The organism is Streptomyces sp. A18 (genome assembly GCF_059026065.1).
Genome location: NZ_JBWLKL010000048.1, coordinates 18,265 through 44,764, shown reverse-complemented (window position 1 = coordinate 44,764; position 26,500 = coordinate 18,265). Strand labels below are relative to the sequence as shown.

The following is a 26,500-nucleotide window of genomic DNA, read 5'->3' as shown; positions in this document are numbered from 1 at the left end:
TCCGATTTCCTCGGTGCCTTTCCGGTTCCCGCTCCGGCCTTTCGGCTTTCGCGTTTCCCTTTCCGGCGGTTCCGACTTTATCAGAGATTCTGAGTCGGAATTCCCCGCCCTGTTCGGTGGTGCTCCGGGCACGTGAGTGCCGGGTGCTTCCCGTTCAGGCGGAGACGTAAACGTACTGGAGCGGGGCGCCCCGATGCAAATCGAGGCGCCCCGCTCCTAGTTCACGCGGTGTCGGGTCAGACCTCGACGACGACCGGAAGGATCATCGGGCGTCGGCGGTAGTTGTCCGAGACCCACTTGCCCAGCGTGCGGCGGATGAGTTGCTGCAGCTGGTGGGGCTCCACGACGCCGTCCTGGGCCGACTTCTCGAGGACCTCCTGGACCCTCGGCATGACGGCGGTGAAAGCCGAGTCGTCGATGCCGGAGCCGCGGGCCTGGATGTGCGGGCCCCCGGTGATCTTGCCGGTGCTGGAGTCCACCACCACGAATACCGAGATGATGCCCTCGTCCCCGAGGATCCTGCGGTCCTTGAGCGAGGACTCCGTGACGTCGCCGACCGAGAGGCCGTCGACATAGACGTATCCGGCCTGGACCTTGCCGACGATCTTCGCCTTGCCCTCGACGAGGTCGACGACGACGCCGTCCTCGGCGATCACGATGCGGTCGTGCGGGACGCCGGTGAGGGCGCCCAGCTCGGCGTTGGCCCGCAGGTGGCGCCATTCGCCGTGTACCGGCATCAGGTTCTTGGGCTTGCAGATGTTGTAGAAGTACAGGAGCTCACCGGCCGACGCGTGGCCGGAGACGTGCACCTTCGCGTTGCCCTTGTGGACGACGTTCGCTCCCCAGCGGGTCAGTCCGTTGATCACGCGGTAGACCGCGTTCTCGTTGCCGGGGATGAGCGACGACGCCAGGATCACCGTGTCGCCCTGGACGATGCGGATCTGGTGGTCGCGGTTGGCCATCCGGGAGAGGGCGGCCATCGGTTCACCCTGCGAGCCCGTGCAGACGAGCACGACCTCGTGGTCCGGCAGGTCGTCCAGGGTCTTGACGTCGACGACCAGGCCCGGCGGGACCTTGAGGTAGCCGAGGTCCCGGGCGATTCCCATGTTGCGGACCATGGAGCGGCCGACGAAGGCGACCCTGCGGCCGTACTCGTGGGCGGCGTCCAGGATCTGCTGGATGCGGTGGACGTGGCTGGCGAAGCTCGCGACGATGATCCGCTTCTGGGCGCCGGCGAAGACGCCCCGGATCACGTTCGAGATGTCGCGCTCCGGCGGGACGAAGCCCGGGACCTCGGCATTCGTCGAGTCGGAGAGAAGGAGGTCGATGCCCTCCTCGCTCAGCCGCGCGAACGCGTGCAGATCGGTGAGGCGGCCGTCCATCGGCAGCTGGTCCATCTTGAAGTCGCCGGTGGCGACCACCATGCCCGCGGGGGTGCGGACGGCGACGGCCAGGGCGTCCGGGATGGAGTGGTTGACCGCGATGAACTCGCAGTCGAACGGGCCGAGGCGCTCGCGGTCGCCCTCGGTGACCTCGAGCGTGTACGGACGGATGCGGTGCTCCTGGAGCTTCGCCTCGATGAGCGCGAGGGTCAGCTTGGAGCCGATCAGCGGGATGTCCGGCTTCTCGCGCAGGAGATACGGGACACCGCCGATGTGGTCCTCGTGGCCGTGCGTGAGCACGATGCCGTCGATGTCGTCGAGGCGGTCCCTGATGGACGTGAAGTCCGGCAGGATCAGGTCGATTCCGGGCTGCTCCTCCTCGGGGAAGAGCACTCCGCAGTCGACGATCAACAGGCGACCGTTGTACTCGAAGACGGTCATGTTGCGGCCGATCTCACCGAGGCCGCCCAGCGGGGTGACCCTCAGGCCGCCCTTCGGGAGCTTCGGCGGGGCGCCGAGTTCAGGATGCGGATGACTCAAAAGACTCTCCTCACCACACGCGCCACGTACCTCTAGGGCACGTGGCGCGCATGACGTTCGTGCAGTAGCAGTTGTCTGGTGTGGGTGCAGGACGGTGTCCTGCGGTGTTTCTCGTATTCAGTTGTGAAGTCTGTGATTCAGAGCTGTACCCCGCCGGCGGCGAGATCGATCTTGAGCTGGTGGGTCTCCTCGGGCGACAGCTCGACCAGGGGCAGCCGCAGCGGTCCCGCGGGGCGGCCCTGCAGGGTGAGCGCCGCCTTCGTGGTGATCACACCCTGCGTACGGAACATGCCCGTGAAGACCGGGAGCAGCTTCTGGTGGATCTCGGTGGCCTTCTGCACGTCACCCGTGGTGTACGCGTCGATCATCGCGCGCAGCTCCGGGGTGACTACGTGGCTCACGACGGAGACGAAGCCGCAGGCGCCGACGGAGAGCAGCGGGAGGTTCAGCATGTCGTCGCCTGAGTACCAGGCGAGGCCGGAGCGGGCGATGGCCCAGCTGGCGCGGCCGAGGTCGCCCTTGGCGTCCTTGTTGGCGACGATCCGGGGGTGGTGGGCGAGGCGGACGATCGTCTCGGTGTTGATCGGTACGCCACTGCGGCCCGGGATGTCGTAGAGCATGACCGGCAGCTCGGTGCTGTCGGCGATCGCGGTGAAGTGCCGGAGCAGGCCCTCCTGCGGGGGCTTGTTGTAGTACGGCGTGACCGTCAGGAGGCCGGTGGCGCCCACACGCTCGGCGTCGCGGGCGAGCTCGATGCTGTGGCGGGTGTCGTTCGTGCCGACGCCCGCGACCACGTGGGCGCGGTCTCCGACTGCTTCCACTACGGCTCGTACGAGCTCGGCTTTCTCCGCGTTGCTGGTGGTCGGGGACTCGCCGGTGGTGCCGTTGATGACGAGGCCGTCATTGCCTGCGTCCACCAGGTGGGCGGCGAGCCGCTGCGCGCCGTCGAGGTCGAGTACGCCGTCCGCCGTGAAGGGCGTGACCATAGCGGTGAGGACCCTGCCGAAGGGGGTCTGCGGAGTGGAGGTCGGAGCCATGGGTAACACGCTACTCGCTGCTCAGCGCGTGGTCCCCCCTCGGGGGATGTGTGCGGGCCTGACAAGTGAGGAGCCCGGCACTGCCTGCTCGGGGGTTCAAGCAGTGCCGGGTCCGTTTGATCAGGCTAGATGAACTTCTCGAAATGCCGCAATACGGACACCTCACTCAGCCCACCCGTACATCAGTGCCTTACGGAGCCACACGTCCGTTGCCGTTGAAGGCCGCGTGCGTGAGGGGCATGAGCTTGGCCCAGTGCTCCTCCATCTTTTCGCCGACCATCTCGATCTCCCGCTGCGGGAAGGACGGGACCTTGGCGAGCTCGTGCTGCGTACGCAGGCCGAGGAAGTGCATCAGCGAACGGGCGTTGCACGTCGCGTACATCGAGGAGAAGAGGCCTACCGGAAGGACCGCGCGGGCGACTTCGCGGGCGACGCCGGCGGCGAGCATCTCCTGATACGCCTCGTACGCCTGGCGGTACGAGTCCTCCATGACGCGGCCCGTGAGCTCCTGCTGGGCCTGGGTGCCCTCCACGAAGACGTACTTCCCGGGGCGGCCTTCCTGGACCAGCTTGCGGGACTCGTCCGGGACGTAGAACGTCGGCTGGAGCTCCCTGTAGCGGCCCGACTCTTCGTTGTACGACCAGCCCACTCGGTGTCGCATGAACTCGCGGAAGACGAAGATCGGGGCGCTGATGAAGAACGTCATCGAGTTGTGCTCGAAGGGGCTGCCGTGGCGGTCCCGCATCAGGTAATTGATCAAGCCCTTGGAGCGCTCGGGGTCCTTCTGGAGCTCCTCCAGGGACTGCTCCCCGGCAGTGGAGACACGGGCTGCCCACAGGACGTCGGAGTCGGTCGCGGCATGCTTCACCAACTCGACGGTGACCTCACTGCGGAAGCCGGGCTTGAGGTCTTCGGTGGCGGTCTCGCTCACTGGCGGGGTCCTTCCATGTGCATCACTCGGGCGGCGCCCACTCTATGGCCCGGCACTGACAATCGGCCGTGCGGTGCCTCGCCACGACAATCTTCGGCGAATTTGGCGAAAGCGGGCACCATTTGGGCGTTTCGAGCGTCTGACTGGACAACAGAGTCAAGTTCGATTCGCGTGAGGAGAAACGCACCCCATGTTCCGTCGGCGCGAGCCAGTCCCGTTCGCCTTCATCGCCGAAGCCGACAAGTTCCGCAGCAATGTCACTCCCCCACCCCGAGAGCGCGCTTCGGCCGCTCAGGTCGTGGGCCGCACCCTGGTCGGCCTCGTCGTGGTCGCCGGACTCGCAGGCTCTCTGCTGTTCGGCATGCCCGCCCTGTCACCCGATCAGTCACCGGCGCAGAACCAGCAGTCCGAGGCCTCGGACGGCCGATGACGCCCCTGACTCTCCCCCACTGCCCTAATGGCGTGGGAGGTACCCCCATGGCCCCCCAAGGGTGGTAGCCGCGAGCAGGGCTCGGTAGCCTCACCGGGCACAGCCCGTGCGTGGATTGAGTGAGGATTCAGTCGTGCCCCTGCCCTTCCTGACGGCGGACCGCGCCTTTGACGAGGCAGCGGACGACGCCGCGCTGCCGTTCGACGATCGCGACAACTGGCGGCGGCCCTACCGGCCGGGCCCGTGGCGCGTGGGGGCGGCAGCGCTGCTCCTGCTGCTCGCCTCGTATGTCCTCGTCGCCGCTGTGATCATCGCGTTCGCGGACTCACTGGCGGGTGCTGCGCTCTGCGCGGGCCTCGCGACGGTCATCATCGTGAGCGCGCTGCGGCTGCTGCGGATGGGCACCTGGGTGAGCGCGCACGGATTGCGTCGCGTGGCCTTCCTGACGACGCAGACCGTGCCGTGGGCGCAGGTCGTGACCGTGCGTACGACGCAGCAGCCCGTGCGGTGGCTCGGGCTGCCCCGCACCGTCCAGGGGCAGGCGCTCATCCTCGTACGCCGGGATCAGCGGGCCGACGGCCCGTCTTTCCTGCTCACCGACCGCAATGCCGACTTCCTCGCCCGGCACGAGGCCTTCAACCGGGCGGCGGACTCCATCGAGGTGTGGGCCGACGAGTACCGGCGCACCGCCTGATCCCGAGCGCTAGACGTTCACCGGCCTGCCCGCGTGCAGCGCGATCGCGCGCTGCATCGCCTGCCGCGCGCGCGGGGTGTCACGGGCGTCGTGGTAGGCGACGGCGAGGCGGAACCAGCAGCGCCAGTCGTCCGGCGCGTCCTCGGTCTCGGCCTTGCGCCTCGCGAAGACCTCGTCGGCCGAGTCGCGGTCGATACGGCCGCCGGGCGTGCGCTTCAACTCGTCGACGGGCAGGCCGCCCTCGGCCTCCAGCTCGGCGGCGAGGCGATTGGCGCGCCGGACGAACTGCGTGTTCTTCCAGAGGAACCAGACGCCGATGAACGGCAGGATGAGCACCGCGACACCGAAGGTGATGGTGAGCGCGGTGCCGTGCTGTATCAGGAGCACGCCGCGGCTGCCGACCAGGACGAAGTAGACGACCAGGACGGCAGCCGTGACGGCGTAAGTGATCTTTGCTCGCATGACGGTCAGTTCAGCTCGGTTCGGTTCAGCTCGGTTCGGCTCGCGTCAGTTCAGATCCAGGAAGTGTTCCAGGCCGAACGTCAGGCCCGGAGTGCTCACCACACGGCGTACGCCGAGCAGGATGCCCGGCATGAAGCTGCTGTGGTGCAGCGAGTCGTGCCGGACGGTGAGGGTCTCGCCCTCGCCGCCGAGCAGCACCTCCTGGTGGGCCAGGAGGCCGCGCAGCCGCACGGAGTGCACCGGCACACCGTCGACGTCCGCGCCGCGGGCGCCGTCGAGCGCGGTCGAGGTGGCGTCGGGCTGCGGGGCGCTGCCCGCATCGCGGCGGGCCTCGGCGATGAGCTGGGCGGTGCGCGTGGCGGTGCCGCTGGGGGCGTCGGCCTTGTTCGGGTGGTGCAGCTCGACGACCTCGACGGACTCGAAGTACGGCGCCGCGATCTGCGCGAACTTCATGGTGAGGACCGCGCCGATGGAGAAGTTCGGGGCGATCAGGACGCCCGTCTCCGGCGATGCGGCAAGGGCGGTCTCCAGCTGCGCGATGCGGTCGTCGGTCCAGCCCGTCGTACCGACGACGGCGTGGATGCCGTGCCGCACGCAGAAGTTGAGGTTGCCCATCACCGAGTCGGGGTTGGTCAGTTCGACCGCGACCTGGGCGCCGGTCTCCACCAGCGTGTCCAGCTTGTCGCCCCGGCCCAGCGCCGCGACCAGTTCCAGGTCGTCGGCCGCTTCGACGGCCCGGACGGCCTCGGAGCCGATCCGGCCCTTGGCTCCGACGACCGCCACGCGCAGCTTGCTCATGTACCTGATTCCTTAAGGGGGTTGGGAGACCGCTGAGGAGTTACGAGACCGCTTCGTGCAGGCGTGCGGCCTGCTTGTCCTTGAGCGGGCCGATGGCCGACAGCGACGGACGGTGGCGTCCGAGGACGTCACGGGCGACCTCGCGGACCTCGTCCGGGGTGACCGCCGCGATCTTGGCCAGCATGTCGTCGACCGACATCTGCTCGCCCCAGCACAGCTCGCTCTTGCCGATGCGGTTCATCAGCGCGCCCGTGTCCTCGAGACCGAGGACGGTGGAGCCCGCGAGCTGGCCGATCGCGCGGCCGATCTCGTCGTCGCTCAGGCCGTTCTGCGCGACCTGGTCGAGTTCGTCGCGGCAGATCTTCAGTACGTCGTGCACCTGACTCGGGCGGCAGCCCGCGTACACACCGAAGAGGCCGGTGTCGGCGAAGCCCGACGTGTACGAGTACACGCTGTAGGCCAGGCCACGCTTCTCGCGGACCTCCTGGAAGAGGCGGGACGACATGCCGCCGCCGAGCGCGGTGTTCAGGACGCCCATGGCCCAGCGGCGCTCGTCCGTGCGGGCCAGGCCCGGCATGCCGAGGATGACGTGGGCCTGCTCGGTCTTGCGGTTGATGACCTCGACGCGGCCCGCCGTGCGCAGTGCGCGGGAACCCTGGCGCGGGAGGACCGGCGTCGCGTCGGTGCGGTGGAGGGCGCCGGCCTTCTCGAAGGCGGCACGGACCTGGCGTACGACCTTGTTGTGGTCGATGTTGCCCGCGGCGGCGACCACCAGGTGCGTGGGGTCGTAGTGCTTCTTGTAGAAGCGGCGGATCCGGTCCGCGGTGAGGGCGTTGACCGTCTCCTCCGTGCCGAGGACCGGGCGGCCGAGGGGGGTGTCGCCGAGCATCGTGTGCGCGAACAGGTCGTGCACGCAGTCGCCCGGGTCGTCCTCGGTCATCGCGATCTCTTCGAGGATGACGCCGCGCTCGGCGTCGACGTCCTCCTGGAGGATCAGGGAGCCCGTCAGCATGTCGCAGACGACGTCGATGGCCAGCGGCAGGTCGGTGTCGAGCACGCGTGCGTAGTAGCACGTGTACTCCTTCGCCGTGAACGCGTTCATCTCGCCGCCGACCGCGTCGAGCGCGGCCGAGATGTCGAGGGCGCTGCGCTTCTTGGTGCCCTTGAAGAGCAGGTGCTCCAAGTAGTGGGTGGCGCCGTTCAGGGCCGGGGTCTCGTCGCGCGAGCCGACATTCGCCCAGATCCCGAAGGTCGCGGAGCGTACGGATGGCAGGGTCTCGGTGACGACGCGCAGGCCGCCCGGCAGCGTCGTACGGCGGACCGTGCCGATGCCGTCCTTGCCCTTGAGGAGGGTTTGGGTACGGGCGACGGCCCGCCCCTCCGAAGAGGGGCGGGCCGTCGTCGTGGTGCTACGCGACGTCACTTGTCGGTGTCGTCCTTCGTGTCGTCGTCGCCCTCTTCGCCCTCGACCACGGGGATGAGGGAGAGCTTGCCGCGGGAGTCGATCTCGGCGATCTCGACCTGGACCTTCTGGCCCACACCGAGGACGTCCTCGACGTTCTCCACGCGCTTGCCGCCGGCGAGCTTGCGGATCTGCGAGATGTGCAGCAGACCGTCCTTGCCCGGGAGCAGGGACACGAACGCGCCGAAGGTCGTCGTCTTCACGACGGTGCCCAGGTAGCGCTCGCCGACCTCCGGCATGGTCGGGTTGGCGATGCCGTTGATCGTGGCGCGGGCGGCCTCGGCGGCCGGTCCGTCGGCGGCACCGATGTAGATGGTGCCGTCGTCCTCGATCGTGATGTCGGCGCCGGTGTCCTCCTGGATCTGGTTGATCATCTTGCCCTTCGGGCCGATGACCTCACCGATCTTGTCCACCGGGATCTTGACCGTGATGATGCGCGGCGCGTTCGGGGACATCTCGTCCGGAACGTCGATCGCCTCGTTCATGACGTCCAGGATGTGCAGACGCGCGTCACGGGCCTGCTTCAGCGCGGCGGCCAGGACCGAGGCGGGGATGCCGTCGAGCTTGGTGTCGAGCTGGAGCGCGGTCACGAACTGCTTCGTACCGGCGACCTTGAAGTCCATGTCACCGAACGCGTCCTCCGCACCGAGGATGTCGGTGAGGGCGACGTAGTGCGTCTGACCGTCGATCTCCTGGGAGATCAGACCCATGGCGATACCTGCGACGGCGGCCTTCAGCGGCACACCGGCGTTGAGCAGCGACATCGTCGAGGCGCAGACCGAGCCCATGGACGTCGAGCCGTTCGAACCGAGGGCCTCGGAGACCTGACGGATCGCGTACGGGAAGTCCTCGCGCGAGGGGAGCACCGGCACGATCGCGCGCTCGGCGAGCGCGCCGTGGCCGATCTCGCGGCGCTTGGGCGAACCGACGCGGCCGGTCTCGCCGACCGAGTACGGCGGGAAGTTGTAGTTGTGCATGTAGCGCTTGCGCGTCACCGGGGAGAGGGTGTCGAGCTGCTGCTCCATGCGGAGCATGTTGAGGGTGGTGACGCCCAGGATCTGGGTCTCGCCACGCTCGAACAGCGCCGAGCCGTGCACGCGCGGGATGGCCTCGACCTCGGCCGCGAGCGTACGGATGTCGGTCAGGCCACGGCCGTCGATGCGGACCTTGTCCTTGATGACGCGCTCGCGGACCAGCTTCTTGGTCAGCGCGCGGTACGCACCGGAGATCTCCTTCTCGCGGCCCTCGAACTGCGGGAGCAGCTTCTCGGAGGCGATCTCCTTGATGCGGTCGAGCTCGGTCTCGCGCTCCTGCTTGCCGGCGATGGTCAGCGCCTGGGAGAGCTCCGACTTCACGGCGGCGGTCAGGGCCTCCAGGACGTCGTCCTGGTAGTCCAGGAAGACCGGGAACTCGCCGGTGGGCTTGGCGGCCTTGGCGGCGAGGTCCGACTGGGCCTTGCAGAGCGCCTTGATGAAGGGCTTCGCGGCCTCGAGACCGGCGGCGACGACCTCCTCGGTGGGGGCCTCGGCGCCGTCCTTCACCAACTGGATGGTCTTCTCGGTGGCCTCGGCCTCGACCATCATGATCGCGACGTCGCCGTCCTCGAGGACGCGACCGGCGACCACCATGTCGAAGACGGCGTCCTCGAGCTCGGTGTGCGTCGGGAAGGCGACCCACTGGCCCTTGATCAGCGCGACACGCGTGCCGCCGATCGGGCCCGAGAAGGGCAGGCCGGCCAGCTGCGTGGAGCAGGAGGCGGCGTTGATCGCGACCACGTCGTACAGGTGGTCGGGGTTGAGCGCCATGATCGTCTCGACGATCTGGATCTCGTTGCGCAGACCCTTCTTGAAGGAAGGACGCAGCGGCCGGTCGATCAGGCGGCAGGTGAGGATCGCGTCCTCGGAGGGCCGACCCTCACGGCGGAAGAAGGAGCCAGGGATCTTGCCCGCGGCGTACTGCCGCTCCTCGACGTCCACCGTCAGGGGGAAGAAGTCGAGCTGGTCCTTGGGCCGCTTGGAAGCGGTGGTGGCCGACAGCACCATGGTGTCGTCGTCCAGGTACGCGACGGCGGAGCCTGCGGCCTGCTTGGCCAGGCGGCCCGTCTCGAAGCGGATGGTGCGGGTGCCGAAAGTGCCGTTGTCGATAACAGCCTCGGCGTAGTGGGTCTCGTTCTCCACTAGCGTTTTCTCCGTTACTTGTCGTCTTTCGTCCCCTTGGCCCGTGTGGCACGGGGACGGTGGCGGAGAAGCGCTCCTACTGGTGCGGGCCGGTCTTCGATCGAAGCTCCCGGGGGTCTCGCGACATCTCTGGGACGTCACGCTGACCCCGGGGGCCACTACCGAGGACCGGCGGCGGCTTTCCTTGAGGTGCGCTTCTCCTCGTTCGGTTGACGTCGTCTCGTCGCCATGTGCGACGCCGTTACGTCTCCGAACCGTGCAGTCCGATTCTGCCCAGTCCGGTATGGGGTGTGCGTATGACGTTGTCTATGACGTTGTGCGACCAGACTACAAAGCGCTGGTGACACTTCGCATGTAGAGCATGCGCACATCCAGCATGCGTACACCACTTACATCACGTACGGCACGCTTGGATACAGCAAAGGGAGCGGTCCCCTCTTGCGTGGGAACCGCTCCCTTCACGATCTTCACGAGTCTTACTTGGCGCCTGCCGCACCGCGACGGATGCCCAGACGGTCCACCAGCGCACGGAAGCGCTTGATGTCCTTCTTGGCCAGGTACTGCAGCAGACGGCGACGCTGACCGACCAGGATCAGCAGACCACGACGGGAGTGGTGGTCGTGCTTGTGGGTCTTGAGGTGCTCGGTCAGGTCCGAGATCCGGCGGGAGAGCATGGCGACCTGGACCTCGGGGGAGCCGGTGTCGCCCTCCTTCTGGCCGAACTCGGTCATGATCTGCTTCTTCGTAGCGGCGTCGAGCGACACGCTTACTCCTCGTAGTCTTTTCGTGGCCACCGAGTGCCCCTGGTCTAAATCGCAGGGGAGCTTCCATAACTCGGGAGGCGAGGTCCGCTGGGCGCTGTCTCCAGGTCCTCGTGGAGGGGGTCCGGGGACGCGTACACATACGGCCGCTACACAGGGTACCAGTCTGCTTGTGGAGGTCTGACAGGGCTCCGGTCCGGACCCCCGCAGCGGTTCAGGCTTGCCGCAGGACAGGCCCCTCGCGTCAGGCCCTCGTGTCAGGCCCTTTCGATCCCCAGCGCGCCGAAGGCCATCCCCTCCCAGGGGCCGCTGTCCACCGCGGACAGTTCCTTGGGGGCGAAGAAGACCCGGCCGTGCTCGACGATGATCTCGTTCTCCGCCGGATCCTCCATCATGATGCGGTCCGGCATCCCGAAGAGCAGGTACGGGATCTCCTCGCCTGTACGCGGGTCCAGACTCACCACGGCGGCCGGTGCCACGCCATCGCCGCTCGGCCGGAACGCGAGCAGCTTGCCGCCGCTCACCCGCAAGGGATACATCGGGCGATTCGCCTTCGAGTCGAATTTTTTGACGGTCTTCCCGGTACCGAGGTCGTACGAGACGATCCAGCTGTCCGCGTCCGCCCCCTCGGCGGTAGCCAGAAACAGCTGCTTCCGCCCGACCACGATCGAGTCGCATGTCTCCACAGCCCCGAAGAGCGGCTTGTGGCAATTGTCGATGAAGCGGCCTTCCGGCATGTCGATCGTGGCCCGGTACTCGCCTCGCTCATCGAGAGTGATCAAGTCCGTCACCGTGGACTCTGCGGTCGAGACGGCCAGCACCGCAGGGTCGGACGACACCAAGTAGACGCGCTCGACCCCACGAGCCACCTTGTACGTCCACTCCGGCTTGCCTGTCCCGGGGATCACTTTCTGGACCTTGAACCGGGGCTCCTCGGCATCCCCGCACTGGGTCAGGGCGAGGAGGTCTCGCCCTCCAGCGAAGCCCAGATCCTGACACTCCGCCGAAGCCGAACTCGTCCACAGCTCCCGACCGCGCTTCATGTCGTACGCGACCGAGCCATGGCCCCATGCCACGGCGACCGTGCCACGCGTCATGGTCACGTTGGTGTTCGGCGCGAACGCTCCCTTGGCGTCGGGCAGCTTCACCTGCCACAGCTTCTTGCCGGTGTTCAGGTCGAAGAAGGCCAGTTGGTTGCAGGAGTACTTGTCCGGGTCGCCGGCCGGGACGTCCTTGCCCTTGCCCTTCTTGCCCTTGCCCTTCTTGCCCTTGCCCTTGCCCTTCTTGCCCTTGCCCTTGCCCTTCTTGCCCTTGCCCTTGCCCTTGCCCTTCTTGTCCTTGTCCTTCTTGCCTTCGCCCTTGGCCTTGCCGTCGTCGCCCTTAGCCCCTTTGTCCTCACGTTCCTGAAGGAGTAGGGCCGTGCGTCCATCGGCGGTGACATGGCGCGTGGTGTCGCATATCGGCCCGGTCAACTCGGTGGACCAGTCCTCCTCGAACGTGCCGAATTTGAAGCCCTTGAGTGTGCTGCCGGTCCCTCTGACGAAGTTCTTGTCCGTCGCCCACGCACCGGGCGCGTACACGGACTCGCGCCCGAACCTCTTCTTGAACTCTTTCTCGTTGTAGTCGACGGCGAGGCTGCCCTCAGGATTTCGCGGGGCCTTCTCCACCGTGTCCCGGATTTCGTCCGGTGCCTGCCGGACGACAGTCGGCTTCTTCGACTGTTGCTGATCGTCGTCGGCGGCCGCCAAGAGGATGCCGCCGCCCGTGGACAGGACCACTACTGCCAGCAGGACGGCCAGCGCCCTCATACGGCGCTTCTTGTTCGCCTCGTCCGCGCTCAGGACGGACTGGGTGAAGGGGGAAGGGGTGGGGCCGGAGCTCACGCTGCAGAGCCTTTCTGACATCGAAGGTTGGTCGCGACCCACAAGTTCAACGGGGCGACCGGCCGCCGGAAGGGTCGTCGGACACGACGACAGTGGCCCTGGTACGAGCCGGCCACAGCTGGCGAACTCACCTTGAATACCCCCTGGTTCAGGTTCCGCGTGATGCGCGCGTCACCTTATCTCCGCGCTTCCGCCACCCTCTGTTCAGGGTTTGCGAGGCCGAGGCCGGGACCCCTGGTGGCGAGGTCATTGGGCTGCGTACCTTCCGGCCTGCCAAGTAGGCTGAGCCGACGGTTGGTTCGCTCATCTGGAAGGGGCCGTTGCGCCATGGCCGAGGCACAGGACGAGGACGTCAAGGCTCGCAAGGAGCGCGAGAAGAACGAGCTTTACGCTCTCGACATCTCCGGCGTGGAGTGGCACAGCGCACCGGGCACCGAGACACACGAGGAGCGGGTCGAGATCGCATACCTGCCGGACGGCGCCGTGGCCATGCGGTCCTCGCTCGAGCCCGAGACGGTGCTGCGGTACACGGACGCGGAGTGGCAGGCCTTCGTGCTCGGAGCCCGGGACGGGGAATTCGATCTTGAGCCTGCGCCGCGCGAGGGCGGCCAGGACGCGGGCTGACCGAGGCCGCAGCGGCCAGCGGCCCACTCCCGCCAGAGTCCGTGCGGATCTACCGCTTCGCGCCCTCGATGCCGATGACCAGCCACGACCATTCCTTCTTCTTTTCGGCACTGGGGCCTGAGGCCCGCCTGCTGCCGAAGAAGATCCGCCCATCCTGGACGACGATGTCGCTCAGTTCAATGCTGGCGAGCGTCCAGCCCTCGACGGGCAGGCCGAAGAAGAAGTACGGGGTCTCCTTGCCGGTCCGCGGGTCCAGACTCACCACTCCCATCGGCGAGATGTGGTCGCTGCTCTCCCGGTACGCGAGGAGCTGGTCACCGCTCATCCGCAGCGGATAGAGCAACTGATCGTTCCCCGACTCGAACTTCTTGACGGTCTTGCCCGTCCCTAGGTCGAACGACACGATGCGATTCGCGTTGTTGATCATGTCGCCGTGCGGGTCCTCACGGCTCATGACGAAGACCTGGTCGTCACTGACCACCGTCGAGGGGCAGTCGTCGACCGCATGGGAGCCCGTCGCGGTAAAGCAGTTGACGACATAGCGACCGTCTTCCAGCCCGATGGTCGCGCGTCGCTTTCCGTGGTCGTCGAGGGAGATCAGGTGCGTCACGTCGTTGTCGCCCGCGGCCAGAGCAACGACCGCGGGCTCGGCCGACAGCAGATTGACGCCCTTGACACCATCGGAGACCTGGTACGTCCACGTCGCGTAGCCGGTACGAGGGTTCAGCTTCTGCACCTGGTACGTCACGTCCTTGGTGTGGGAACAGGACAACACCAAGAGCAGACCGCGGCCACCTGCCAGGCCCTGGTGATCGCAGTCCGAGACGCTCTTCTTCTTCCACAGGCGGTCCCCTGTGTCCATGTCGTACGCCGCCGAGCCGTTGCCCCACGTCACAGCGACGGTGCCGCGCGTCATCGAGACGCTCGTCGCGTCCTGCCCGAAGATGTTCTCGGACGTCGGGAACTCCTTCTCCCAGACCTTCTCCCCTGTGTCGATGTCGACGAAGGCGACGTGATTGCACAGTGCCTCGGGATCGTTCTTGGATCTGTGGAGCACCGCCGTGCGCCCTTCCACGGTCACATGACGGGTCACCCCACAGATGGGACCGGCGAGTGGCGTTCTCCAGGTCTCGTCACCCGTGCTCGCGTCATCGCCCATCTTGAAGCCCACGAGCGTTCTGTTGATGCCCTTGGCAAGGATCTTGTCCGTCGCCCACGTGCCCGGCGTCTCGTACTGCTCGCCGGGGCTCATGTCGTCGACGGAGAACCGGAAGGCCATCTGGCCCTTCGCGGTCGCGGGCGGCTCCTCGACCGTCTCCCTGACGTCGAGACGGCCCTGCGGGGTGGTGTCCGGTTTCTCGTCGTCCGGTGTCGAGCCGCCGGTCCCGAACCAGAGGAACCCACCACCGGCGCACAGCACAGCGACGACGACAGCGACCAAGACGCCGACCAGCCGCCTCCGACGATTCCTGCGAGCCCCGTCCGCCGCCAGCGTGGACTGGGTGAAGGAAGAAGGAGGCGGGCCGAAGCTCACGTGTCGAGGTCCTTGTCTACGTCGGTGAGGAGCCGGTGAGGAGGCAGCAGCATGAGGCCAGCAGCCGACCATGTGGCGGCTCCGGGGAGGGGAGGCAAGTGATCGTACGTGGACGCCCGGACCGTTGATTCATCGCACAGGCCCAAACGCGGCCAACTCCGTGCCACAGGACAGGAGTTCCCCCACTCAAGCTCAGAAGGCGCATGCTCTGCCGGGGCGTGGGGTGCGGGTCGCCCGCCAAGTGTCCGGCAGAGAGCCTGCAGGGGGCCGGGCAGGTCGCTTGCTGATCGCGGGCGTCGAGACCGGATTGTTGGGTGTGCCGCAGAGGGAGCGGTCGGTGCGACGCATCGTCGGGTGACCTCGCGAATTAGCGGCTACTCGTCACTTGTTGGGTGGTTTGTCCGTCACCGTTTCGGATACGTGGATCACTCCCCCGGGGAGCGTGACGCAATGGACAGCATTCGTGGGGTGGGCTGCCCTGCCGTGCTGGTGCTTTTGGTGATTAGGCTGGGACTGGGCGCGACGCCAGAACCCACGAGTGGGTCGTGCGCGTCCACAACGGGGAGAGCCAAGGCGGATCGGACGACAGGAACGGTCGCCCCCCACCACGGCACGAGGGTGCTCGACCACACCAGGAGGCATTGTGAACAGCGATCGGGACGAGATCCGCGGGGGCTGGGACACACCCGTCGATGATCAGTCCGACGCGGAGTCCGCTGCCGAGACGACGGGCGAGTTCACCATCGACTACGCCCCGCCTGCCTGGTATACGCAGAATGCGTCCGGCAGTGCGGGGGAGACTCCCTCTGCGTCGCCCTCCTCGCCCGCGTCCGCGCCGGCTTCTTCGCCTGCCACTCCCCCTGTCCCTCCGCCTACGGCTGTGCCTTCTGCGGAGCCTGCCGCTCCGCCCGTTGCTCCTGAGCCTCCGGCTCCGCCGGTCGGGCTGCCTACTGCTGTGCCGAAGCTGCCTGTGGGGAGCGGGTTTCAGCCGCAGGCTCGGCCGGATGCACGGCCGGATGCGGATTGGGCTGCGCCTGCTTCTTCTGCGGCTGCGGCTCCTGCCCCTTCTCCGGCTCCGGCCGCTCCTGAGGGGGAGGCTCCTTCCGGGGGTGCTTCCGACTGGAGTGGTGCCGTTGCTGGTGTTGCCTCCTCCGTGCATGTGACTGGTGTCGTTCCTAAGCCTGAGGTTCCGGCGGAGCCGGAATCGGAGCCGGAGCCGGAACCGGGGCATGAGGCCGGGCCCTCCGCGCCTGCCCCTGTCGTTGAGCCCCTTGCCGAGAGCAGTGGCGATCTTGAGAGTGGCGCCACCATGCGGTTCTCCGCCGGCGCTCTGAAGCGGGAGATCGAGGAGCGAGCCGCCGCGGAGGCTCCGCGGGACGATGTCGATCACGCAGATCACGTAGACGGTGTCGATGATGTCGCTGCTGATGTCGAAGAGGGTGAGCTTGCCTCCTCGTCATCCTCGGGCTCGGGCTCGGGCTCTGAATCGGATTCGGATTCGTATTCGGATTCGGACGCAGACTCGGAATTGGACTTGGACTTGGACTTGGATGAGTCCGGTGATGACGGCGTTGCCGACGCTGATGTCTCCTCCGACGACAGCTCCTACGACCTCCCGCCTTCTGGTGAGCCTGCCGAAGCGTCTGAACCGGACGCGGACGTCGATGAGTCGTCGGACGATGAGGACTCGGACGTCGATGTCGATGGTGCCGATGGCTCCGACGCTTCCGACACGTTCGATGTCGCGGACGAGATCCGTGATGCCGTTCCGCAGGATGCCGCTCCTGACGACGCTGTTCCTCAGGACGCCGTGCCTGCCCTGCCCGTCGACGAAGTCCAGGACTCCGTGCCGCCCTCCTGGACTCCGCCGCCCGCGCCGAACGGTGGGCTGCCGCCGCTGCCGCCCGCCTTCCAGCCCGCCGCGCCCACCTCGGCGCCGCAGTGGCCCGTCCCTGTCCAGCCCGCGGAGCCGACGCCGGCTGCCGAGCCCGTGCAGCCGCCGGTGCCGCAGCAGGCTCAGCCCGCGCCTGCGCCCGACCCCGCGCCCGTACAGCAGCAGGCGCCTCCGGCTTGGCCCTCGCCCACCGGGCCCGTGGCCCCCTCTCCGGTTCCGCCCGCGCCGGTTGCCGATACTCCGCCGGCGCCTCCGAGTGGGTACGGGTTCCCGCAGGCCGGGGTGCCTGCTCCGGCCCCTGCTCCCACTCCCGCCTCCGCCCCCGCCCCTGAAGCGCCTGTTCCGCCTGCTGGTTATGGGTTCCCGCAGGCCCCCGCTCCGGCGCCTGCTCCGGCTCCTGCCCCGCCTTCACAGCAGGGCAGCTACGGGTTCCCCCAGCAAGGCGCCCCAGCCCCGACACCGGCCCCGGGCAACCCCAACTACCCCGCCCCGCAAGGCAGTTACGGCTTCCCGCAGCCGCCCGCACCCCAGGCCGCCCAGCAGCCGCTCCCGCCCGCCGTAGCGCAGCAGCCGCAGCCGCCGCAGCAACAACAGCCGCCTGCTCCCGTACAGCCGCAGCAGTCGCAGCCGCCGCAGCAGCAACAGCCGCCGCTCCCGGCCCAGCAGCAGCCCCAAGCTCCGCCTCAGGCCCAAGCGCAGCCCCAGCCCCAAGCTCAGCCCCCGGGCCAGCCTCAGCCGCCCATCGACCCCCGCACCGGTGCCGCCTGGCCGCAGGCCGTGCAGCACGATCAGCGGGAGCGGACCAACCCCGGGGCTCCGCTCGGTTACACCGCGGCCGTCGAGCTCTCCTCCGACCGGCTGCTCCGTAACACCAAGCCGAAGGCCAAGAGCAGTCGGCCCGCGGCCGGCGGGTCGCGGTTCAAGATCGGCGGCAAGAAGGAAGAGGCCGAGCGGCAGCGGAAGTTGGAGCTGATCCGGACTCCGGTTCTGTCCTGCTACCGCATCGCCGTCATCAGCCTCAAGGGTGGCGTCGGCAAGACCACGACCACCACCGCGCTCGGGTCCACTCTCGCCACCGAGCGGCAGGACAAGATCCTTGCCATCGACGCCAACCCCGACGCCGGTACGCTCGGGCGCCGCGTGCGCCGCGAGACCGGGGCCACCATTCGTGACCTCGTCCAGGCGATCCCGTACCTCAACTCGTACATGGACATTCGGCGCTTCACCTCGCAGGCCGCGTCCGGGCTCGAGATCATCGCCAATGACGTCGATCCGGCCGTGTCCACCACCTTCAACGACGAGGACTATCGGCGCGCCATCGACGTACTGGGGAAGCAGTACCCGATCATCCTGACCGACTCGGGTACGGGGCTGCTCTACAGCGCCATGCGAGGGGTTCTCGATCTCGCCGATCAGCTGATCATTATCTCCACGCCCTCCGTGGACGGCGCGAGCAGTGCGTCCACGACGTTGGACTGGCTGTCCGCGCACGGGTACGCCGACCTTGTCTCGCGTTCCATCACCGTCATCTCGGGGGTGCGCGAGACCGGGAAGATGATCAAGGTCGACGACATCGTGTCGCACTTCGAGACCCGGTGTCGGGGCGTTGTCGTCATTCCCTTCGACGAGCATCTTGCCGCCGGGGCCGAGGTCGATCTCGACATGATGCGGCCGAAGGTGCGGGAGGCGTACTTCAATCTCTCGGCGATGGTCGCCGAGGACTTCGTGCGGGCTCAGCAGCAGCAGGGGCTCTGGACTTCCGACGGCAATCCGCCGCCGGTGGTGGCTCCGCCCCTGCCTGGCCAGGGGGCCTACCCCGGTCAGGGTCAGCCCGTGCCTGGGCAGGCGCCGCATCCGGGGCAGGCTCCACATCCTGGGCAGGCGCCGCATCCGGGGCAGGCTCCCCAGCAGCCTTACTCTCCTCAGCAGCCCCCGCAGCCCCAGCAGCCCCAGCCCGGCGGGCAGCCCTACCCCCAGCAGCCAGGGGCTCCGCAGGGGTGGCAGAACGCCGCCCCGCCGCAGGCGCCCGCGACTCCCGGGCCGGGGCAGCCGTTCCAGGCGCCGCAGGGTCAGCCGCAGCAGCCGGGGCAGATGCCTCCCGGTCAGCCTCAGGGTGGGCAGGCCCCGCCGCCCGTTCAGCCTGGGCAGCCGTTCCAGCCCGGAGCGCCGTATCAGCCGCAACCGCAGCCGCAACCGCAGCCACCTGCACCGGAAGCGCCTCAGCAGTAGCCTTCCCCTCCGTCGACCCCCAACTGGGCCCGCACCGACTCCTGGTGCGGGCCCAGTCCGTTTCCCGTCGCCCGCAGCTTCCGCTGACGAACAAGCTTTGACGAACAAACTTTCCCGTCCACCCACCGGATTACCCGCAGCTCGCCCCTCCCCGAATGGCGACGCCCTCCCCCACCTGCCCCTCCCCCCACCATCACCCCCCGACCAGCCACGCTTCACAGGTCTTGACCAATGCGGATGAAATCCGCGTCAACTCGTTATTTCCGCAGGCCACATGGGGTTCACCTGCCGTTGACTGACGCAGACTGGCGCTGGTAAACACACATCACCAGCTGACGTTCCTTGATCAACTAGCCATCTCTGCGCGAGCGATGACGCGAGGTCACCGACCCATGGACACACAAGATCAGCACGGCAGAACACGGTCCCGCCGCACCACCAAGGCGCCCCCGAAGACTCCACCGCGCCTCCGTCTCCTCCTGGCAGCCGCCACCGGCGCCCTCACCCTCACCGCAGGCCTTGCCAGCCCCCTCAACCCGGCCCCGGAACAGGCCGAGGCAAAGGCGGACGGCAAGGAGACCCTGACCGTCGCCGTGGCCCAGAGCGTCGACTCGCTCAGCCCGTTCCTCGCCCAGCGGCTGCTCAGCACCAGCATCCTGCGCCTCACCAACGAGTACCTGACGAACTACGACGCCAAGGACAACCACGCGATCCCGGGCTTCGCCACCAAGTGGGAGCCCTCTGCCGACAAGCTGACCTGGACGTACACCATCCGGGACGACTCCAAGTGGTCGGACGGCAAGAAGGCGACCGCCGAGGACGCGGCCTGGACGTTCAACAAGCTGATGTCCAAGCAGGGCACCGCCACCGCCAACTCCGGCTTCGTCGCCAACTTCAAGAAGGTGACCGCCCCCAGCCCCACCGAGCTGGTCGTCGAGCTGAAGAAGCCGCAGGCCACGATGGCCGCCCTCGACGTGCCGATCGTTCCCAAGCACGTCTGGGAGAAGGTCGGGGACATCTCCAAGTTCAACAACGACAAGAAGTTCCCCATCGTCGGGAACGGACCCTTCGTCCTCACCGACTACAAGACCGACCAGTACGTGAAGCTGAAGGCCAACAAGAACTTCTGGCGCGGCGCGCCCAAGTTCGACGAGGTGGTCTTCAAGACGTACAAGGACCAGGACGCGGCCGTCGCGGCACTCAAGAAGGGCGAGGTCTCCTTCGTGGCCGGCCAGCCCGCCCTCACCCCGGCCCAGGCCTCCGAGCTCAAGGGCACGGAGAACGTGAAGGTGAACGAAGGGCCAGGGCGGCGCTTCTTCGCCATCGCCACCAACCCCGGCGCCAAGACCCGCGACGGCAAGAAGTTCGGTGACGGCCATCCGGCCCTCCTGGACAAGAAGGTCCGTCAGGCGCTCTTCCTCTCCGTCGACCGCGAGGCACTCGTCGACAAGGTCTTCCAGGGGCAGGCCGTAGAGGGCGAGGGGTACATCCCGCCGCGCTTCGCGGACTACGCGTGGAAGCCCTCGGCCGAGCAGAAGCTGGCGTACGACCCCAAGAAGGCGGCCCAACTCCTCGACGACGCGGGCTACAAGAAGAACGGCGACGGCAAGCGCGTCGGCAAGGACGGGAAGCCGCTCGACTTCCGCATCCTGTGTCACGCCACCGACCCGAACGACAAGGCCGTCGGCAAGTATCTGAAGGAGTGGTGGGGGGAGCTCGGCATCGGGCTCAAGGTCAACTGTCTCGACGACGTGTCCGTGCCCTGGTACGCCGGTGAGTACGATCTCGCGTTCGACGGCTGGTCGGTCAACCCCGACCCGGACTTCGTGCTCGGCATCCACGCCTGCAACGCGCTCCCGGTAAAGGCCAAGGAGAGCGCCGCGACCGACAACTTCATCTGCGACAAGAAGTACGACGAGCTCTACAACAAGCAGCTGGCCGAGTACGACCCGGCCAAGCGCGCCGAGACCGTCAAGGAAATGCAGTCCTGGCTCTACGACTCCGGATACATGAACATCCTCGCGTACCCGAATGCCGTAGAGGCCTACCGCACCGACCAGATCAAGTCCATCACCACCATGCCGACGGCCGCGGGCAACATCTACGGCCAGGACGGTTACTGGTCCTGGTGGTCGGCGGAGCCCGCGGATGGGAAGAGTTCCTCCAAGGATGGAAGCTCGACCGGTGTCATCATCGGTATCGCCGCCGCCGCGGTGGTGCTCGTCGGCGGTGGAGTCCTGTTCGCCCTGCGCCGCCGTTCGACCGCAGAGGACCGCGAGTAACGCATGACCGCTGACAGCAATCCCGCACTGCTCGACACCGAGGGCACCGCGGCGACCGACGACCCGGTTTTCGCCGGGCCGTCGGCCCGCGGCCCCCGGGCCCCGGGCACCCGCGCCTATCTCCAGTACGTGGCGGGCAAGCTGGGCGGCGCCGCCGTCTCGCTGTTCGCCGTCCTCGTCACCAGCTTCTTCCTGTTCCGGCTCATCCCGGGTGACCCGGTGAAGCAGATGACGGGCGGAAAGCGCGTATCGTCCGAACAGCTGGACGCGATGCGCAAGGAGTTCGGCCTCGACCAGCCGGTCATGACGCAGTTCTTCGACTACTGCGGCAATGCCCTGACCGGCGACTTCGGCACCTCGTACCAGTTCCACACCCCGGTGATGGAGAAGATCACCGACGCGCTGCCCGCGACGCTCCTGCTCACCGGCACCGCGTTCGTCCTCTACACCCTCATCGGCATCTGGCTCGGCACCCGCACGGCCTGGCGCAACGGAGGGCTCGGGGACCGCGTCCACACCGGCCTGGCGCTCACCCTCTACTCCGTGCCGTCCTTCTGGCTCGGCCTTCTTCTCATCATCACCTTCTCGGTGGGGGTCGGCCCGATCCCCGGTCTCTTCCCGACCGGCGGGCTCGAATCGGGGGGTGAGACAGGCATCGCGTACATCATCGACGTCGCGCACCACATGGTGCTCCCCGTCATCACCCTGGTGGCGGTGGGATACGCGCAGACGCTCCTCGTGATGCGGTCCTCCCTGCTCGACGAGATGGGCAGCGACTATCTGACCACCGCGCGCGCCAAGGGTCTTCGGGACGATCTCGTACGTCGCCGTCATGCCGTCCCGAACGCGATGCTGCCCACGGTCACGCTGATGTTCGTGAACCTCGGCACGGTGGTGGCGGGCGCGATCCTCGTCGAGACCGTCTTCTCCTGGCCGGGGCTCGGCGGGCTCTTCTACGCCGCGCTCAGCGTGCCCGACCTGCCCCTCGTGCAGGGTCTGTTCTTCGTGTTCGCCGCCGCGGTGATCCTGATGAACACCCTGGCCGACGTGATCTATCCGCTGCTCGACCCGAGGGTGGGCCGATGACGACCGAAGCAACCAAGCCCGAGGCCCCCGAGGTCCCGGTCGCGAAGAGCCCCCGGGCCCTCGCCTGGACCCGCAGACGGCACTCCGTCGCCCGCTTCTGGCGGGAGTACCGCACGCACCGGGCCGGTCTCTTCGGGCTCGCCGCGCTCGTCGTCATCGCGCTCGTCGCCGTATTCGCGCCGCTTCTGGTGGGCGCGGACGCGCAGAGCGTGACCGACGCGCCGGGCAAGCCGATGGAGTCGCCGAGCGGTGAATTCCCGCTGGGCACCGATCAGTTCGGGCGCGATCTGCTCGGCCTGCTCGTGTGGGGCGCGCGGATCTCGCTCACCGTCGGGCTGCTCGCCGCCGTGCTCTCGGTGGCCATCGGCACGGTCGTGGGGATCACCGCCGGACACTTCAAGGGCTGGTACTCCACCGTCATCATGCGGGTCACCGACTGGTTCCTGGTGATGCCGACGCTGGTGCTCGCCATCGCGCTCGCCTCGGTGATGTCCAAGTCCATCTGGACGATCATTCTGGCGATCGGCGTGACCACCTGGCCGACGACCGCGCGGCTCGTCCGCGCGCAGACCCTGGCCGTGGAGTCCCGCCCTTACATCGAACGGGCGCAGGCCCTCGGCGGCGGCCACGGCCATGTCATGGGCCGGCACGTCCTGCCCAACGTCATGCCGCTGGTGCTCGCGCAGACCACTCTCGTCATCTCGAACGCCATCCTGACCGAGGCCACGCTCGCGTTCCTCGGCCTCGGCGACCCGACCGTCGTCTCCTGGGGCGGACTGCTCCAGGACGCGCGCGAGGCGGGCGCTGTCAGCGCGGGCAACTGGTGGTACCTCGCACCGCCCGGACTCGCCATCGCCGTCGTGGCCCTCGCGTTCACGCTGTGCGGGCGCGCCGTGGAGTCCGTGCTCAACCCCAGGCTAGGGGTCTCCCGTTGAGTGGTTCGGACAAGGTGACGGAGACGGACGTGGCGGAGACCGACGTGACAGAGACCAAAGCGCCGGAACAGCGCCTGCTCGACGTAAGAAATCTCGAAGTGACGTACGCGTCCGGGGCGGCCGCCGTGCGCGGCGTGAACCTCTCGGTCGACGCGGGCCAGAAGCTGGGCGTCGCGGGCGAGTCCGGCTGCGGCAAGTCGACGCTGGCGCTCGCCCTGTTGCGGCTGCTGCCCGCCGGTACGAAGGTGACCGGCGAGGTCCTGCTAGACGGTGAGGACGTCCTCACCATGAAGTGGGGCCAGGTCCGCGCGGTCCGCTGGGCGGGCGCCTCGATCGTCTTCCAGGGCGCGATGCACTCGCTGAACGCCGTGCACCGCATCGGCGACCAGATCGCCGAGCCGATCCTGCTGCACAAGAAGGCGACCCAGGCGGGGGCGAAGAAGAAGGCCGGTGAGCTGCTCGAACAGGTGGGTCTGCCGGCCGCCCGCGCGGAGGCCTATCCGCACGAGCTGTCGGGCGGGCAGCGCCAGCGCGTGATGATCGCGATGGCGCTCGCCTGCGATCCGCGCCTGATCATCGCCGACGAGCCGACGACGGCCCTGGACGTGATGATCCAGGCGCAGATCCTGCGCCTCATCGAGCAGTTGGTGGCCGAGCAGGACCTGGGCCTGATCATGATCAGCCATGACCTCGCGGTGCTCTCCGACACCTGCGACCGGCTCGCGGTGATGTACGCGGGCCGCGTCGTCGAGGAGGGCCCGGCCTCCGAGGTCTACGAGAACGCCCAGCACCCGTACGGACAGGCCCTCTCCGCGGCCTTCCCGCGCATCGGCGACACGGCGTCCCGCTTCGCCCCGCGCGGCCTGCCCGGCGACCCGCCGGATCCGTCCCTGCTCCCCACGGGCTGCACGTTCCACCCGCGCTGCCCGGTCGCCCTCGACTCCTGCACCACGGAGGACCAGGCGCTGCGGGACGCGGGCCCCCGGCACCGCGCGGCGTGCGTGCACGCGGGCGCGCAGCTCCCGGCGCAGCCGACTTCGGCACCGGCGACGGCGGAGCGTACGCCGTGAGCACCGACAGATCACGCACCGAGGAGCAGCGACGCATGACCACCGACGACACCCTGCTGTCCGCTGAGCCCCTGCTGTCGGCGGGCGACCTGCACATCACGTTCCCCGGCCGCCGCGGCGCACCGCCCGCGCGTGCCGTGGACGGCGTCGACCTCGACATCAAGCCGGGCGAGATCGTGGCCCTGGTCGGCGAGTCGGGCTGCGGCAAGACGACCCTGGCCCGTTCCCTGCTCGGTCTGGTGACGCCCACCTCCGGCAAGGTGACCTTCGGCGGCAAGCCGCTCGACTACTCGGGCCGCGCCCTGAAGGCGTACCGCAAGCGGGTCCAGCTGGTGCTCCAGGACCCCAGCGGCTCCCTGAACCCCCGTCACACGGTGTACGAGGCCGTGGCGGAGGGCCTGCGCATCCATGGCTACGGGGGCGACGAGCAGGCCACGGTCGCCGACGCCCTGTCACGGGCCGGGCTTCGGCCGCCGGAGCGGTTCTTCCTGCGCTATCCACACGAGCTGTCGGGCGGCCAGCGCCAGCGCGTGGTCATCGCGGGCGCGCTGGTCCTCGAGCCCGAACTGATCGTCGCGGACGAGCCGGTGGCCTCGCTCGACGCCTCCGTACGCGGTGAGATCCTCGCCCTGCTGCTCAAGCTCCGCGACGAACTGGGCCTGTCCGCCCTCGTGGTGACACACGACCTGGGTCTCGCGTGGAACATCGCTGATCGCGTCGCGGTGATGTACCTGGGCCGGATCGTCGAGACGGGGACGGTGGAGGAGGTCCTGACCTCACCTCAGCATCCTTATACCCAGGCGCTGTTGTCCGTTCTCCCGGAGGCGCCGGGCGACCCCGTGGTCCTCACCGGCGAGCCGCCGGACCCCTCGCGTATCCCGGGCGGCTGCCGGTTCCACGCGCGCTGTCAGGTCCTCGCTTCGGGCGAGGCGGAGCAGGCGGGGGTCGCCGACCGCTGCCGGACGGAGGATCTGCCGGTGCTGTCCGGGGGTGGCGAGACGCAGGTGGCGTGCCACTGGGCGGCGGTCAACGTCAGCGCGTCCGGCGTCTGATCGAGGTTCTGACCGAGGTTCTGACCGAGGTTTGTGTCCCGTCAGGGGAGGGCGGGGCGACGTCCTGTGGTGACGGATCGTTACCTCAGCCACGTACGGGTGATGCGGCGCCTATCAGGCATGAGCGGTGGGGAGTCACAGAGAGGTCCGAGACACTCACGGACCGTAGTCAACTCCACCGAAGTGAAGGAGATTTCCATGCGCCGTTCCGCCGCCGTCATCCTCGGGGCCGTCGCGCTGCTGGGGGCCCTCGCCGTGCCCGCCAGTGCCGTCCCGGACCCCGTCGCGACCGTCGACTGCGTGGCACAGGCGGCAGGTGACGTCACCTCGCTCGTCGATCCGGCCAGCCCCGGCGTCCCCTCCGAGGTGCCGGGCGCGGCGTGCCTCGCACCATGACGGCCTCGTGACCCCTGCGGCCTCGTGATCCCTGTGGTCTCGTGATCCCTTTGACCCACGCGGCCTGAACAGCCTTGCATCGTCACGTACTTGCGCGGCCACCCGGGACCGCGCAAGTACGGACGGTACGACCACGAACGGCCGGGTGCGTCAGTCCCACCTGTACCCGTCCCCGAAGTTGAGGGTGTGCTCAAGCACGTCCTCCATCGGGTCGTCGATCTGGCCGGTGTTGATCAGAGCGACCGTGGGCGCGTTGTGCGAGTTCTTGTGCGTCTCGTCGGCGTGTGCCATGCCGGAGCTCAGGACGGACGGCACCGCCGCCATCGCCGCGACCAGCGCCCAACGTGACGTTGCCTGCACCCAACTGCCGTTCACTGCAGCCTCCTTGGACCGTGCGTGTGCGGGTCCGCCGATCGCGGCCCGCTCACCGTGCGTAACCCCTGCACGTCCAGGAAGTCACTGACGATCATACGAACGGGTCGTCGGATGCCGGGGCCCGCGCGTCGCCCGTGTGGGCTAACCCGACCTCTCCCCACCGACCGGAAGCACCCAAGCCCAAGAACCCAAGATCTCAATGAACCCGAAGAACCCGAAGAACCCGAAGAAAGCAGAGATCGCATGCGTCATCGTCGCCACGTCCTGGCCTTCACCCTGCTCGCAGCCCTGGCCCTGTCCGTCACCGCGATGACCGCTCCAGCCGCGGCGGCACCGTATCCGGCCGCGAACCCGCCCCCGTTGCCCGCCGTCGAGTCACTGATCACCGAAGGAGCCACCGTCGAGGGCCCGCTGGTCAACAGCGTCGCGCTCTCTCATCTCCTGTAGGCGCACGGGGCCGGGGGTG

22 protein-coding genes are annotated in these 26,500 nt (G+C 68.1%); 11 read left to right on the top strand and 11 right to left on the bottom strand.

Going from position 1 to position 26,500, the window contains the following annotated elements; genetic code table 11:
• Positions 1-236: 236 nt before the first annotated feature.
• The 3 genes from AC5P1C_RS38670 to thyX all read right to left on the bottom strand — a co-directional run bounded on the left by AC5P1C_RS38670 (position 237) and on the right by thyX (position 3,890).
• Positions 237-1,922: a ribonuclease J gene (locus AC5P1C_RS38670; RefSeq protein ID WP_493870659.1), complete on the bottom strand. Its 1,686-nt coding sequence runs from the start codon at positions 1,920-1,922 to the stop codon at positions 237-239.
• Positions 1,923-2,059: 137 nt separating this feature from the next.
• A complete protein-coding gene (dapA, locus tag AC5P1C_RS38665) occupies positions 2,060-2,959 on the bottom strand; it encodes a 4-hydroxy-tetrahydrodipicolinate synthase (protein ID WP_493870658.1) in 900 nt (299 codons plus the stop codon).
• A 190-nt stretch (positions 2,960-3,149) separates the two neighbouring features.
• Complete coding sequence (thyX, locus tag AC5P1C_RS38660; protein WP_493870657.1) at positions 3,150-3,890, bottom strand: FAD-dependent thymidylate synthase; 741 nt, start codon at positions 3,888-3,890, stop codon at positions 3,150-3,152.
• A gap of 190 nt (positions 3,891-4,080) precedes the next feature.
• On the opposite strand from thyX, the gene AC5P1C_RS38655 reads away from it, so the two are divergent.
• Positions 4,081-4,320, top strand: a complete 240-nt coding sequence (locus AC5P1C_RS38655; protein ID WP_160507559.1) for a hypothetical protein — start codon at positions 4,081-4,083, stop codon at positions 4,318-4,320.
• A 133-nt stretch (positions 4,321-4,453) separates the two neighbouring features.
• A complete protein-coding gene (locus tag AC5P1C_RS38650; RefSeq protein WP_493870656.1) occupies positions 4,454-5,014 on the top strand; it encodes an SCO5741 family PH domain-containing membrane protein in 561 nt (186 codons plus the stop codon).
• A gap of 9 nt (positions 5,015-5,023) precedes the next feature.
• On the opposite strand, the gene AC5P1C_RS38645 is transcribed toward AC5P1C_RS38650, so the two are convergent.
• From AC5P1C_RS38645 to AC5P1C_RS38620, 6 genes are all read right to left on the bottom strand, one after another.
• On the bottom strand, positions 5,024-5,476 hold the full coding sequence (locus AC5P1C_RS38645; protein ID WP_493870655.1) for a hypothetical protein: 453 nt from the start codon (positions 5,474-5,476) through the stop codon (positions 5,024-5,026).
• A gap of 45 nt (positions 5,477-5,521) precedes the next feature.
• On the bottom strand, positions 5,522-6,274 hold the full coding sequence (gene dapB / locus AC5P1C_RS38640; protein ID WP_493870654.1) for a 4-hydroxy-tetrahydrodipicolinate reductase: 753 nt from the start codon (positions 6,272-6,274) through the stop codon (positions 5,522-5,524).
• Between the two features lie 40 nt (positions 6,275-6,314).
• On the bottom strand, positions 6,315-7,697 hold the full coding sequence (locus AC5P1C_RS38635; RefSeq protein ID WP_493870653.1) for a M16 family metallopeptidase: 1,383 nt from the start codon (positions 7,695-7,697) through the stop codon (positions 6,315-6,317).
• Positions 7,694-9,913 (bottom strand): polyribonucleotide nucleotidyltransferase, encoded by a 2,220-nt coding sequence (locus tag AC5P1C_RS38630; protein WP_493870652.1) that lies wholly within the window; start codon positions 9,911-9,913, stop codon positions 7,694-7,696. The genes AC5P1C_RS38635 and AC5P1C_RS38630 overlap by 4 nt, the downstream gene beginning before the upstream one ends.
• Positions 9,914-10,389: 476 nt before the next feature.
• Positions 10,390-10,677 carry a 30S ribosomal protein S15 gene (gene rpsO / locus AC5P1C_RS38625; protein ID WP_160507553.1) on the bottom strand — a complete coding sequence of 96 codons (288 nt, stop codon included), beginning with the start codon at positions 10,675-10,677 and terminating at the stop codon, positions 10,390-10,392.
• A 254-nt stretch (positions 10,678-10,931) separates the two neighbouring features.
• Positions 10,932-12,557, bottom strand: coding sequence for an outer membrane protein assembly factor BamB family protein (locus AC5P1C_RS38620; RefSeq protein ID WP_493870651.1), 1,626 nt, complete (start codon positions 12,555-12,557; stop codon positions 10,932-10,934).
• 327 nt (positions 12,558-12,884) lie between these two features.
• On the opposite strand from AC5P1C_RS38620, the gene AC5P1C_RS38615 reads away from it, so the two are divergent.
• On the top strand, positions 12,885-13,181 hold the full coding sequence (locus tag AC5P1C_RS38615) for a DUF397 domain-containing protein (protein ID WP_493870650.1): 297 nt from the start codon (positions 12,885-12,887) through the stop codon (positions 13,179-13,181).
• A 49-nt stretch (positions 13,182-13,230) separates the two neighbouring features.
• Here AC5P1C_RS38615 and AC5P1C_RS38610 read toward each other — a convergent pair whose 3' ends face one another.
• Positions 13,231-14,715, bottom strand: a complete 1,485-nt coding sequence (locus tag AC5P1C_RS38610; RefSeq protein ID WP_493870649.1) for an outer membrane protein assembly factor BamB family protein — start codon at positions 14,713-14,715, stop codon at positions 13,231-13,233.
• Between the two features lie 643 nt (positions 14,716-15,358).
• Here AC5P1C_RS38610 and AC5P1C_RS38605 point away from each other — a divergent pair.
• The 7 genes from AC5P1C_RS38605 (at position 15,359) to AC5P1C_RS38575 (ending at position 25,659) form a co-directional block, all read left to right on the top strand.
• The gene (locus AC5P1C_RS38605; protein ID WP_493870648.1) at positions 15,359-18,838 is read left to right on the top strand and encodes an SCO5717 family growth-regulating ATPase; all 3,480 of its coding nucleotides are present in this window, start codon (positions 15,359-15,361) and stop codon (positions 18,836-18,838) included.
• Between the two features lie 392 nt (positions 18,839-19,230).
• Positions 19,231-21,120, top strand: a complete 1,890-nt coding sequence (locus AC5P1C_RS38600) for an ABC transporter substrate-binding protein (protein WP_493870647.1) — start codon at positions 19,231-19,233, stop codon at positions 21,118-21,120.
• Positions 21,121-21,123: 3 nt separating this feature from the next.
• Positions 21,124-22,206: an ABC transporter permease gene (locus AC5P1C_RS38595; RefSeq protein WP_493870646.1), complete on the top strand. Its 1,083-nt coding sequence runs from the start codon at positions 21,124-21,126 to the stop codon at positions 22,204-22,206.
• Entirely contained in the window at positions 22,203-23,141 is a 939-nt protein-coding gene (locus AC5P1C_RS38590) for an ABC transporter permease (protein WP_493870645.1), read from the top strand. Before AC5P1C_RS38595 ends, AC5P1C_RS38590 begins: the two co-directional genes overlap by 4 nt.
• On the top strand, positions 23,030-24,211 hold the full coding sequence (locus AC5P1C_RS38585; protein WP_493870644.1) for an ABC transporter ATP-binding protein: 1,182 nt from the start codon (positions 23,030-23,032) through the stop codon (positions 24,209-24,211). The genes AC5P1C_RS38590 and AC5P1C_RS38585 overlap by 112 nt, the downstream gene beginning before the upstream one ends.
• 35 nt (positions 24,212-24,246) lie before the next feature.
• Positions 24,247-25,263, top strand: coding sequence for an oligopeptide/dipeptide ABC transporter ATP-binding protein (locus tag AC5P1C_RS38580; RefSeq protein ID WP_493870643.1), 1,017 nt, complete (start codon positions 24,247-24,249; stop codon positions 25,261-25,263).
• Between the two features lie 198 nt (positions 25,264-25,461).
• On the top strand, positions 25,462-25,659 hold the full coding sequence (locus tag AC5P1C_RS38575) for a hypothetical protein (RefSeq protein ID WP_493870642.1): 198 nt from the start codon (positions 25,462-25,464) through the stop codon (positions 25,657-25,659).
• Between the two features lie 150 nt (positions 25,660-25,809).
• Here the strand turns inward: AC5P1C_RS38575 and AC5P1C_RS38570 are convergent, their stop codons facing one another.
• Entirely contained in the window at positions 25,810-26,034 is a 225-nt protein-coding gene (locus AC5P1C_RS38570) for a hypothetical protein (protein WP_493870660.1), read from the bottom strand.
• 243 nt (positions 26,035-26,277) lie between these two features.
• On the opposite strand from AC5P1C_RS38570, the gene AC5P1C_RS38565 reads away from it, so the two are divergent.
• Complete coding sequence (locus tag AC5P1C_RS38565) at positions 26,278-26,481, top strand: hypothetical protein (RefSeq protein ID WP_493870641.1); 204 nt, start codon at positions 26,278-26,280, stop codon at positions 26,479-26,481.
• Positions 26,482-26,500 lie beyond the last annotated feature (19 nt).